The following is an 11058-nucleotide window of genomic DNA, read 5'->3' as shown; positions in this document are numbered from 1 at the left end:
GATCTGCCCGACCACGCCCAGGGGTTCATGGAAGTGATAGGCCGCGGTGTGTTCGTTGATCTCGGCCGAGCTGCCTTCCTGGGCCCGGATGCACCCGGCGTAGTAACGGAAGTGGTCGACGGCCAGCGGGATGTCGGCATTCAGCGTTTCGCGCACGGCTTTGCCGTTGTCCCAGGTTTCGGTGATGGCCAGCAGTTCGAGGTTTTGCTCGATGCGGTCGGCGATTTTCAGCAGCGCCAGCGAGCGGTCCTGCACCGAAGTCTTGCCCCAGGCATCGGCGGCGGCATGGGCAGCGTCCAGGGCCTTTTCGATGTCTTCGGCACTGGAGCGCGGGAACTCGGCAATCGGCTGGCCATTCACGGGCGAGGTGGTGGTGAAGTACTGACCTTTGACCGGTGCGACGAACTCGCCGCCGATGTAGTTGCCGTAACGGGACTTGAAGGAAACGATGGCACCGGGAGTGCCTGGGTGGGCGTAGTTCATGATCGATTTCTCTTGTTGTTTTTGGTTGTGACCGCCCGGAGGACGGCCACTGTCAGTGGCATAGGCCCGGCAGGTCAGGAGCCCTGCGGTGTTTCGCCACGTGCCAGACGCGCATTGATGTCTTCAATGACAGCGGGCAAATCCACGATGGTGTCGATCAGGTAGTGCGGGCGAGAGCCTTCGAACATCTTGATGATGCGTGTGCGCTCTTGGGCCAATTCTTCCAGGGACAAGTCTCTGAATTCCTCATAGGTCAGGCCCAGTGCGTTGCCGGAGCAGGTCAGTGCGACTGTCCACATGCCCGCGCTGCGGCCTTCGAGGATGCCCGGCCAGGTGTCGTCGACCTTGACGCAAGCCGCGACATCGTCGATCCCCAGCGCGATGACATTGGCCAACGCCTGTGCGGGATGCGGACGACCGTTAGGCACTTCGTCGGTGGCAACCACATGGTCGGTGACGTAGCCGTTCTTGCGTGCCAGCTCTACGACTTTTTCCATGACCACTGCCGGATAACCCGAGCAGGAGCCGATCTTCAGGCCCTTGTCGCGCAAGCCGTTGATCGTATCGAGCGCTCCGGGAATCAATGCCGAGTGCAGGGCGATCTTCTCGATCTGCAACGGCATGAAGCGCTCGTAGAGAGCGGTGACGTCGTCGTCCGTTGGCAGACGGCCGAAGACGGCATGGTAGCGATCGGCGATTTGTGGCTCGTTGCACAGCGTGCGGATGTGATCCCACTTGCCCATGCCCATCGGCCCGCGAGCTTCTGCCAGGGAGACGGCAACGCCGAACTCGGCAAAGGCTTCGACGAAGATTTGCGTCGGTGCGAAAGAGCCGAAGTCGACGACGGTGCCCGCCCAGTCCAGGACCACGGCTTGCAGTTGAGTCGGTTGTTTGTAGTGCATGGTGATTGCTCCAGTAAGGGGTAGTTGGACGTTCGGAATCAGGAAGCGGTGCCGACAACGGCCGGTTGCACCGCGGTCGACTCAAGCGAAACGGTTTCCACTGTTTTCGGGCGGCTGTTCCAGAAAGGCACCAGCATCAGGCTGGCCAGCAGTGCCGTGCCGGTGAACACCAGGAACACGGTAATGGTGTCGAAGTAGCCCGGCAGCAGGCCGCCGAGGACCGCCCCCACCGAGCCACAGCCGTTGACGAAGCCTGCGGCGGAGGCCGCGCCGTCCTTGCTGCCGAAGTCAATGGCCGCCGAACCGCTGATCATCGAGTCCGGTCCGTAGAGCGTCAGGCCCATCATGAACAGCAAGCCGACCACCATATAAAGGCTGCCGCTCTGCATGGCCGGCACGAACAAGCCCAGGCAAATAGTGAGCACGACCAGGCTCAGGACGCAGGCCGGTATGCGACGCGCACCGAAGTACTTGTCCGAGGCAATACCGATGAGGATCGGGCCGACCAGACCAGCCAGTTCAAACGAGGTGGGAACGATGGAGGAGGCAACCTTGCCGATCTCGGGCATCCGATCGTAGATGATCACCGGCCCCCACAGGAGGATGGCGTAGCGCGCAGGCTTGAGCATGAAATAGGCCAGGCCGAGCACCAGCACGGTTCGATTCTTGATCACGGTGCGCAAGCCGGCCCACATGCTTTCACGCGGGACGACGACGTTGCTGACCGGCTCGAGTTCGATCTCGACAGCTGGCAGACCCACGTCTTCCGGCCGGTTTCGTTGCAGCACGAAGAACAACACCGCCACCACCAGGACCACCACAGCGCTGCTGATGAACGCGATGCGCCAGTCATGGAACGAGTTGTAGGCCCACCAGCCGGCAAAGGGCGTTGCTACCAGGCCGCCAAATGCATAGCTGGTGCTCCAGTAGCCCAGTACGCGGCCACGCTCTCCGGTACTGAAGAAACTGCCGACGTTCTTGCACAGGCCTGACCAGCCGGTGGACTGGGCAAGCCCCTGAATCAGCATGCAGGAGACGAAAATCGGCAAGGTGGCGTAGGTCCCCATGGCCAGCGCGGCCACGGCCGAGATGACAAGACCGCTGAGCACCACGACCCTCGGGCCGAAGCGGTCAGAAAAGTTGCCCCACAGAAACTGGCCCACGGCATACGCGGTCAGGTAGAGCGCATCGAGGTTGGCCATCATGGACTTTTCGAGCATGAAGCTCGGGTCTTCGCCAATACCCAGCTTGGCCACCGAAAACGCTTTTCGGGTGAAGTAGAAGGCGGCATAGGCCACCCAGGTGATGAGGAAAATCTGCACGCGCCAACGCTGGAGGGATTTCCAGCCGGTTGCGAGTGGGCTTGTGGTGTGCTTGTTCATGGTGTTCTGATCCCGTGTGAGGTGCCAGACAGCGCAAATTTGGTTGGTTTTTGTTTTTGTTTTTGATGCACAAGCCCGCCCGGACTCACGACATTGTTCAGATGGCGGTGAGAACGGCTTCAGGCTTGAAATATCAACTTGTCGCGATCACTGACGGGTGTCCGGCGCAGCCGGGCGAGGTGTCAGCGAGTCCATGATTAAAAAAAGATCCCTGTCCAAAGGTGCTACCCATTGCACCTGTGCTCGAATTGACGGGGACCTTGAAAGGGGGCGATCAGTCAGGCGTTTTACGCATATCCACACCCATGGCAATGAGGCTGTCGGCGATGGCGCGTAGCAGTTGATGGACGACGTATTCGTCGATCTGTCCGATGCAGCCGATGCGGAAGCTTTCGGCCTGGGTCAACTTGCCCGGGTAGATGATGAATTGGCGGGTCTTGAGTTCATCGTAGAAACGCATGAACTGGAAATCCGGGTGTTCGGGGCAAAAGAACGTAGTGATGATCGGCGACAGCCAGCAGTCTTCCAGCAAGGTGCGGAATCCCAGTTCACGCATGCCGCTGACCAAAACGTCGCGGTTACGCGTATAGCGCGCCAGCCGGCCTTGCACGCCGCCTTCGTTCGCGTGCTGTTCGAGGGCTTTGTGAAAGGCCACCACGCTGTGGGTCGGCGGAGTGAAGCGCCATTGGCCGGTGCGCTCCATGTAGACCCACTGCTCGTAGAGGTCGAGGGACAACGAATTGGCGCGCCCTTTGGCCGCTTCCAGGACCGAGCGGCGGATGATCACGAAGCCAAAGCCGGGGATGCCTTCGATGCACTTGTTGGCTGAGGACACCAGCACGTCAAAGGCGATGTCATCGACGGTCACCGGCACGGCGCCGAAGGTGCTCATGGCGTCGATGATCAGGCGCTTGCCGTGGGCCTTCACCACATCGGCGATCGCGCGCAGCGGATTGAGGATGCCGGAGCTGGTTTCGCAATGGACCAGAAAGACGTGGGTCACATCCGGGTTGGCCTTGAGCAGTGCGTCCACTTCATCCGGCTGCGGTGGCAGGTAGTCACCTTTGTCCAGCGTGATGAAGGCGCGACCAAGGTACTCCAGGGTCTTGGTGGCGCGTTGGCCGTAGGCGCCGTTCATCAGCACCAAGGCTTTGCCGTCACGGGGGATGGCAGTGGCCAGCGCCGCCTCCACCGAGTAGCTGCCGCTGCCTTGCAACGGTACACAGGCAAAACTGTCGTCTTGCACGCCAGCCATGTGCAACAGGTGCTGGCGAACCTCGGCGGTGACACGGTTGAAGGCTCCGTCCCATGAACCCCAGTCACGGAGCATGGCTTCCTTGGTGGCTTTCGAGGTGGTCAAGGGCCCCGGGGTCAGCAGGTAGGGTTCGCCCAGGGCTGGTGTGGCCAGCGGCAGGGGAGTCGGAAACTCAGCTTTGGTCATGATCTTCTCCGGCGGTTTTGTTTTTGTGGGGAGTGATGCACGGAGCGATAAAAACACTCGCCGAGAAATAAATGAAATCGATTTATCACATGTCACAAACAAGTTGAGCTTATAAGACTCTCGATGATGCCCGTCCGGTCTTGTTCTTCACGGAATCCCGGGAAACACAGAAACAAAGACACCCCGGCTCCTACAGGGACATCCGTGCGTCCAGTAAATCCCGCGCAAAAAAACCTGCCCGGTCGGAGCCGGGCAGGTTTTTCTGTTGGTCAGCGAAAAAAAATTCGCCGGCAAGACGAAGCGGTTAGCCTTTATCCGCCTTGCCGGCCGCTGCGGCGAATTTTGCCAGGCGCACATCCAGTCGACTCGGGCGTCGATTGTGGTCTTCGGCGCGCTCCTTGCGGCGAACGGCGTTGCGCACCATCAGTGAACCCAGATAGCGAATTGGCTCTGGGGGGAAGTGGCCGAGCGGACCTTGCAGTAGCGGTGAGCGCGTCCAGGGATTGTCCAGTCCCAGCACCAGCGACGAGAGGATTTGCCCGCCCATATGACAGGGACCGACGCCACTGCCGGAGTAGCCGAAGCCATAGTAGATATTGCCCCTCGCGCCCATACGGCCGAAAAACGGCAACCCGGTGACCGAGCGATCGGACGGACCATTCCAGGTGGCGGCGATGCCGACATCGGCAAACTCCGGGAAGAACTCCCCCAGGGTGTTACGCAACAAGCCTTCATAGGGGGAGGGCTGGTCGAACACCGGCAGGATGCGTCCGCCGTAGGCGAAGGTATTACCTCCTTTGCCGAGCATGATCCGGCCGTCCGGGGTGTTGTGGTAGTAGTGCACGAAAATTCGCGAGTCGAGTACGGTGACCCCGCTGGTCAAGCCGATGCGCTTGAGCAAATCAGGTCGCGGCTCGGTGATGATCATGTCGCTGGAGACAATGGCCACTGTCCGCTCGAATGCTGGAAAGGCCCGCGCCATCCAGGCGTTGATCGCCAACACCACGCGATCGGCGACGACTTGCCCACCCGGCGTGTCGACGGTGGCCGGCAGCCCTTGTTCCAGGCCGGTCATCGGCGAGCCTTCGTAGATTCGCACGCCCAGTTCCAGCGCGACCCGACGCAGGCCGCGGACCAGCTTGGCCGGTTGCACACTGGCAGCCGCTGGCGAAAACCAGCCTTCGATGTGCCGGGTCGAACCCGCCATACGCTGCACGTCAGCCTGCGCGTATTTGGAAAACGAGTTGATGCCATTGCGCTCCAGCGCCGCGATCACCCCGTCAGTCGAACCCACCTGGGCGCGGTTGGTCGCGGTGTAGAGCGTGCCATCGAGGCGGTAATCGGCATCCACCGCGTACTTTTCGCAAAAGTGGCCGATGGCGTAAATGCTCTGTTCCGATTCCTTGACCAGGCGTACCGCCTCTTCGACGCCGAACAAGCGCTCCAGGGTGAAGTACTTGGCCGACCAGGACAGCGCGCAACCGCCGTTTCGTCCGCTGGCACCGGCACCGCAGATGTCGGCTTCGACGATGACCACGTCCAGTTCGGGGTTCTGTTCCTTGATCATGATCGCGGTCCACAAGCCGGTGTAACCGCCACCGACAATGCAGACGTCGGCGCGGGTGTCCTGCTGCAGTCGCGGACAGGGCGTGTCGGGTTGGTCTTTCAGGGCCTGTTCGAGCCAGTAGGGTCGCATGGGGGGTATCTCCATTGAACGGTTCGAGGTAAAGGACTGGACGTGATCACGCGCACGCTGCGACCACGATCATTTCCACGCGCCAGGCGGGGTCGATCAACTGCGCCAGCGTGCAGGCACGGGTGGGGGCGTGGCCTGCGGGAAAAAATTCATCCCAGACCCTGTTCAGCCCTTCGTAGTCCTCACGGTCGGCGAGCAGGATGCGCACCGACAGCACTCGCGTACGGTCGCTGCCGGCACTGAGCAACAACTGCTCGATACCCGCGAGCACCTCACGGGTCTGCGCCTCGATATCGCCACTGAGGTCCGTGGCTACCTGGCCCCCGATGTAGAGGTGGTTGTCGTACCGGACCATGTCCGAACGGCGTTTAATCGCGGCAAAACGTTCAATTTCCATAGAGCACTCCAGGTCAATGCCAGCGATGCCGCTGCTCAGGCAGCAGTCAGAGAACTTGCGAAAACCATGCTTGCAGTTCATCTTTCATAAATAAAATCGATTTAACGAATGCATGAATAAGCTAAATCTATAGCAAGGTCTCCAATGGCGATTTCCCATACACAACTCAAGGCGTTCCACGCCGTGGCCATGAATGGCAGCTTCACCCGGGCGGCCGAACAGCTCTGCCTGTCCCAGCCGGCGGTATCCGACCAGGTGCGCAAGCTCGAGGATTACTACGGCGTGATGGTGTTCTATCGCGACAAGCGGCTGGTGCGCCTGACGGAGGTGGGCGAGCACCTGTTCGGCTTGACCCAGCGACTGTTCGACATCAGTGTCGATGCCCATGACATGCTCATGGACTACCGCACCCTTTCGACCGGGACCCTGAACCTCGCCGTGGATGCGCCGGTGCATGTATTGCCCTATGTCGCCCGTTTCTGCAGCCGTTACCCCGGTGTCGACGTGAAGATTGAAACGGCCAACACCGATGAGGTCCTGCAGCGGTTGTTCGGGCACCAGGCAGACATTGCCCTGTTGGGACGGCACATCGAGGACGAGCGCTTGCAGACGCTGCACCTGCGCAGTGATCCGATGCTCGCCTTCGTCGCCCATGACCATCCATGGGCGCAACGCACCTCTATTTCCCTCGCTGACCTGGACAACACGCCGCTGGTCTTGCGCGAACAAGGTTCTGTCACACGGCTGTCCCTGGAAGAGGAGATGGCGGCAGCAGGCTTGCGCATCCGCAAGGCGATCGTAGTGGAAGGGCGTGAGGCCGCGCGCGAAGCCGTGGCGATCGGCATGGGCGTCGGTGTGGTCTCGGCCGCCGAGTTGGGCTCTGATTCCCGGCTTCGAGGACTGCCGATCAGCGACTGCCAGCGCTGCTTCACCGAGACCCTGGTGTGCTTGCGGGCACAGAGCTCGCGGCGAATCTTGACGACCTTTTTCGACATCGTCAGGGAAGGGTTGGGAGCGTGAAGTTCGTCGTTCAACCTTGGCCGTTTTCTGCCTTTCTCGGCGGGCTGAAACCGACCCATAGGAGGCGTTCATACCTGAGATGGCAGATCACAAATCTCATGCCTGCACACTACCGGCCGACCTGACAGGTAATTCTTATGCATTCCCCTGCAGGAGCTGGCCAGGCCAGCTCCTGCAAGTCAGTGTGTTATCTGTAGTCGTAGGCGGACTTTGGCTTTACTGACAGTCCGCCAAGGCGACACCCACGGCCTTGATTCAACAACCAAATCACCGTTTTTAGCGCTTGATCAGGGAAATCTTGGTGCCTTCGATGCTGATCCCGGCCATCAACCCTTGCTGGTCGAAGATGAACGCGTAGGCGTCGTCTTTCATCGTCGAGCTGGACAGGTTCTTCGCGACCCCTTCATCAACTACCACCACCGTTGGCCCTACGCCGATTTCCCAGCCCTTGGTTTCAGTGATGTATTTCACTGCTTTGTCGGTCATCAGGAACACCACATAGCCGTACGACTGGGCGCCCGCCTGCAGCCCCCATGACCCGCTGACGGAGTTGTAGTAATTCTCGACTTTCGTGCCCTTCATCAATACGCCTTCGCCATAGCTGCCGCCGAAGACAAGGCCCGCCTTGATGATTTTCGGGAAGACAAGCACAGCCTTGGCCTGGTGCGAGATGGTTTCAGATAAGGGGTTGGTCTTATAGAGCGTGTGCAATGCTTGCCGAGAGTCGGCATTCAGGTCTTCGGCGGTGGCGGCACCTGCAGTGTTCAGGAGGCTTGCCGAGATCAATGATGCGGTTGCGAGGAAGATCGACAGGAAGAAGCGCATTGATTGAGTCATTTGCGTACTCCGATAAGGGAGCATGGGATGGGAGCAACAGGCAGCCTGCGTTGAACAGGGCCGAACCCACTGCACGTTATCCTGCGCACCCTAAAGTGTGTGAGCTGCAAGCGTCGCGCTTGAGTGGAGCAGACCCTGGGCCTTTGATCAGGCGCGATGCCATCATTTGTTGTGACCACAGTGCAAGGGCCAAGGTTCGTCGTCAGAGGTTACTTTTGACAGACTGCCGTATCGTCGACAGGGGGGCTCTGGCGAAACTGGAAGCGGACCCGTCAGAACGACGGGCCCTGAAGGGGATCAGAGTGTCGGCAACTGCCCGACGCGTCCCATCATTTCGGTCACGATTTGCAGGTCCAGCAGGAATTGCCCGGTGGTCTTGAACTCGTTGTCGTTGTGACCGGTGTATTTGACGTCGGGCATGGCCAGGCCGAATTGCACGCCGTTGGGCAGTTCATGAACCGACGTGGCGCCGGCGGAGGTGCCGAACTGGTGTTCCATGCCGAGGTTTTCGCTGGTCACGGCGAGCAGGGCCTTGACCCATTCACCCTCGGGGTTGCGGTACATCGGTTCGGCGATCGAATAGTCGAAAGTCGGTGCGATCCGGGTCTTTTTGCTCCAGGCATCCAGCTTTCCGGCGATTTCCGATTTGAGCTCTTCTGGGGATTTGCCCTTCGGCACACGCAGGTTGACCGCCAGTTTGAAGGCGTTGTCATCCATTCCGACATAGGTCAGGGAAGTGGTCAGCGGGCCCATGAATTCATCGGAAAAGCCGACCCCCAGTTTGCTGCCCAGGTAGTCCAGTCCCCAGTTGTCGGCGGCGTAGCGGGCGGCGTCGGTAAACGCGTTGTGCTTGAGCGCGACCTTGCCGTCGAGGCTATTGATGAAGTCCAGCATCCTGGCCACCGGGTTGACGCCGGACTCGGGCTCGGAGGAGTGGGCGGAAACACCGGTGACCGTCAGTTTGACGTCCTTGCCGACGACCTTGGCGGTGACGTCGAAGTTGCCGCCATTGCGCTTGGCATAATCGCTGCCGGCCTTTTGCAGGCTGGCGGCCAGTTCGGCGGGTTTGTCAGTCACCAGGGTAGCGACCGATGTCGACGGAATCTGGTTGGTGGCCAGGCCGCCGGTCATTGCGGTGATCTCGGCGCCCTTGCCTTGAGCGTTACGCCGGGCAAAGCGGGCCATGACGGTGCCGTAGCCTTTTTCGGCAATCACCACCGGGTAGCCGCCATCCAGCGCCAGGTTGTAGTCGGGCGTCGGGTTGCGCTCGAAGTAATAGGGAATGGCGTCGCCCGTGGTTTCCTCGGTGGTGTCGACCAGCAGCTTGAAATTGCGCGCCAGTGGCAGCTTCTCTTCCTTGATGGTCTTCATGGCATAGAGCGCCACCACGATGCCGTTTTTGTCATCCTCGGTGCCTCGGCCATACATGCGATCGCCGACCAGGGTGACCTTGAAGGGATCGAGTTGGGTGCCGTCCTGCAGCACCCAATTCTCCGGCGTCACCGGCACCACATCGGCATGGGCGTGAATGCCCACGACTTCATCGCCCGTGCCTTCGAGGGAGATTTCATAGACGCGGTTGTCGATGTTGCGAAAGTTCAGGTCGAACGCCTGGGCAAGGCCCTTGATCTTGTCGGCGATCTTGATGAATTCGGGATTCTCGTGCTGGGCCACGCCGTCCACGCGGACAGTCGGGATAGCCACCAGCTCACGCAAGGTTTCGGTGGCCGCGCTGCCGTATTTGACCCGGGCATAAAGGCCCAGCAGGCGATGGATATCGTTTTGCTGCCCGGCCGAAAGCGTCTTGTTGTCGAGGAAGGCACGGATGGCCGGGCCGAGGTCGTCGGTCTTGGCGACATCGCTCTGGGCCAGGCGTCCCAGGAACTGCCTGAAATCCGTCACCGACGCATCACTGAATGTCTTGAGGATGATTGCGCTCTGTTGCGGGGTGATGTTGGCGTTGGCCGAGGTGGTGAACGACGAAAGGCTGGCGAGCACCAGGGTGGTCGCGGCCAGGTGCTTGAATGAAAAATCCATTGAGGGAGCATTCCTTTGCAGGCAGTTTGTGAGAAATATCTGATCGTTTGATCAGAAACATTTCAAAACTAACACCACGAAGGCGTTAAGCGGGAGCCCCTGAAGCGGGATCTGTCGCACAGAAATGCAAAAGCGACGCACAAACGAAAGTCCGGGGAAGCGGTGAACGACGATGTCAACGCGCTACTGCTCTATTGATTTTTGCACTCGGCCAACACCACTTGGCAGGTATCGGGTGTGCCACCGGATCGCCCGGCATAGCGTATGCAATTGTTCATGGATTTCTGGCGAGCGATGTTCAAGGTAGCGCCCCAGGCCAGGCCACCTTCGCCGACAGACGGTAGCGCCTTTGCATAGCAGTTCGAGCCAGCGGTTGATTCTGCACGGCGAGCGCTGGCAGCTTTGTGCGCACATCCCGCCGTCAGCGCCAGGTTGATGGCGAGCAGGGAAGGGAGGACCCAGGACGGGCATGGGCGTGCTATCAATCGAGTCATCCCGTTTCCCCTGTATCAAGAGGCTGGAGGCGTGATTGCGCTGGCGTTGTACTCAGGTTAGTTCAAATTGACCGCTGATTGACGCGCCGGGTCAGTTCTTCTGCCGACGCCTTGCGCTCAGACTGAGGAACACTGCGCACCGCAGCGAAGACGGCAGCACAAACAACATCGGTTTCGACAGACAATCCGCTTTCGCTGGCGAGCCAGCTCCTACAGGGGAAATGCGTACGAATTCGCGAACAGGTCGGCTGTCAGGCCGCCTCGCTTTGGCTGTTGCGGTGTTAGCACCCTCGAGAGGCCGAGTGGAGGTTCTTTGGTGGGTGGGGGGGTGTGCGGGGGGGGTGGCTGGGGCGTGGGGGTTGGTGGGGG

Annotated in this window: 10 protein-coding genes; 1 reads left to right on the top strand and 9 read right to left on the bottom strand. The window is 60.2% G+C overall.

Annotation, left to right across the window (positions count from 1 at the left end):
• The 6 genes from GPL81_RS30375 to GPL81_RS30350 all read right to left on the bottom strand — a co-directional run.
• The coding region (locus GPL81_RS30375; protein ID WP_160109780.1) for an aldehyde dehydrogenase family protein at nucleotides 1-483 on the bottom strand (483 nt) is incomplete at its 3' end.
• Nucleotides 484-557: 74 nt separating this feature from the next.
• Entirely contained in the window at nucleotides 558-1385 is an 828-nt protein-coding gene (gene phnX / locus GPL81_RS30370) for a phosphonoacetaldehyde hydrolase (protein ID WP_160109779.1), read from the bottom strand.
• A 38-nt stretch (nucleotides 1386-1423) separates the two neighbouring features.
• Entirely contained in the window at nucleotides 1424-2767 is a 1344-nt protein-coding gene (locus GPL81_RS30365) for an MFS transporter (RefSeq protein WP_160109778.1), read from the bottom strand.
• A gap of 274 nt (nucleotides 2768-3041) precedes the next feature.
• Nucleotides 3042-4208: a 2-aminoethylphosphonate--pyruvate transaminase gene (locus tag GPL81_RS30360; protein WP_096512150.1), complete on the bottom strand. Its 1167-nt coding sequence runs from the start codon at nucleotides 4206-4208 to the stop codon at nucleotides 3042-3044.
• Between the two features lie 304 nt (nucleotides 4209-4512).
• Nucleotides 4513-5904 (bottom strand): FAD-dependent oxidoreductase, encoded by a 1392-nt coding sequence (locus GPL81_RS30355; protein ID WP_160109777.1) that lies wholly within the window; start codon nucleotides 5902-5904, stop codon nucleotides 4513-4515.
• A gap of 46 nt (nucleotides 5905-5950) precedes the next feature.
• On the bottom strand, nucleotides 5951-6301 hold the full coding sequence (locus GPL81_RS30350; RefSeq protein WP_096512148.1) for a RidA family protein: 351 nt from the start codon (nucleotides 6299-6301) through the stop codon (nucleotides 5951-5953).
• A 144-nt stretch (nucleotides 6302-6445) separates the two neighbouring features.
• On the opposite strand from GPL81_RS30350, the gene GPL81_RS30345 reads away from it, so the two are divergent.
• Nucleotides 6446-7321 (top strand): LysR substrate-binding domain-containing protein, encoded by an 876-nt coding sequence (locus tag GPL81_RS30345; RefSeq protein ID WP_160109776.1) that lies wholly within the window; start codon nucleotides 6446-6448, stop codon nucleotides 7319-7321.
• 276 nt (nucleotides 7322-7597) lie between these two features.
• Here the strand turns inward: GPL81_RS30345 and GPL81_RS30340 are convergent, their stop codons facing one another.
• The 3 genes from GPL81_RS30340 to GPL81_RS30330 form a co-directional block, all read right to left on the bottom strand.
• On the bottom strand, nucleotides 7598-8158 hold the full coding sequence (locus GPL81_RS30340) for a lipid-binding SYLF domain-containing protein (protein ID WP_160109775.1): 561 nt from the start codon (nucleotides 8156-8158) through the stop codon (nucleotides 7598-7600).
• Between the two features lie 297 nt (nucleotides 8159-8455).
• The gene (locus tag GPL81_RS30335) at nucleotides 8456-10195 is read right to left on the bottom strand and encodes a dipeptidase (protein ID WP_160109774.1); all 1740 of its coding nucleotides are present in this window, start codon (nucleotides 10193-10195) and stop codon (nucleotides 8456-8458) included.
• 191 nt (nucleotides 10196-10386) lie between these two features.
• A complete protein-coding gene (locus GPL81_RS30330) occupies nucleotides 10387-10689 on the bottom strand; it encodes a hypothetical protein (RefSeq protein WP_096512144.1) in 303 nt (100 codons plus the stop codon).
• Nucleotides 10690-11058: the final 369 nt, after the last annotated feature.

Source organism: Pseudomonas izuensis, from assembly GCF_009861505.1.
Classification (GTDB): Bacteria; Pseudomonadota; Gammaproteobacteria; order Pseudomonadales; family Pseudomonadaceae; genus Aquipseudomonas; species Aquipseudomonas izuensis.
The sequence above is the reverse complement of the archived record's forward strand: the minus strand, read 5'-3'. Positions and strand labels throughout refer to the sequence as shown.

Excerpts from the sequence above, each read along its gene's own strand:
- phnX (WP_160109779.1), bottom strand. The coding sequence starts at position 1,385 with ATGCACTACAAACAACCGACTCAACTGCAAGCCGTGGTCCTGGACTGG.
- GPL81_RS30365 (WP_160109778.1), bottom strand. The coding sequence starts at position 2,767 with ATGAACAAGCACACCACAAGCCCACTCGCAACCGGCTGGAAATCCCTC.
- GPL81_RS30360 (WP_096512150.1), bottom strand. The coding sequence starts at position 4,208 with ATGACCAAAGCTGAGTTTCCGACTCCCCTGCCGCTGGCCACACCAGCC.
- GPL81_RS30355 (WP_160109777.1), bottom strand. The coding sequence starts at position 5,904 with ATGCGACCCTACTGGCTCGAACAGGCCCTGAAAGACCAACCCGACACG.
- GPL81_RS30350 (WP_096512148.1), bottom strand. The coding sequence starts at position 6,301 with ATGGAAATTGAACGTTTTGCCGCGATTAAACGCCGTTCGGACATGGTC.
- GPL81_RS30345 (WP_160109776.1), top strand. The coding sequence starts at position 6,446 with ATGGCGATTTCCCATACACAACTCAAGGCGTTCCACGCCGTGGCCATG.
- GPL81_RS30340 (WP_160109775.1), bottom strand. The coding sequence starts at position 8,158 with ATGACTCAATCAATGCGCTTCTTCCTGTCGATCTTCCTCGCAACCGCA.
- GPL81_RS30335 (WP_160109774.1), bottom strand. The coding sequence starts at position 10,195 with ATGGATTTTTCATTCAAGCACCTGGCCGCGACCACCCTGGTGCTCGCC.
- GPL81_RS30330 (WP_096512144.1), bottom strand. The coding sequence starts at position 10,689 with ATGACTCGATTGATAGCACGCCCATGCCCGTCCTGGGTCCTCCCTTCC.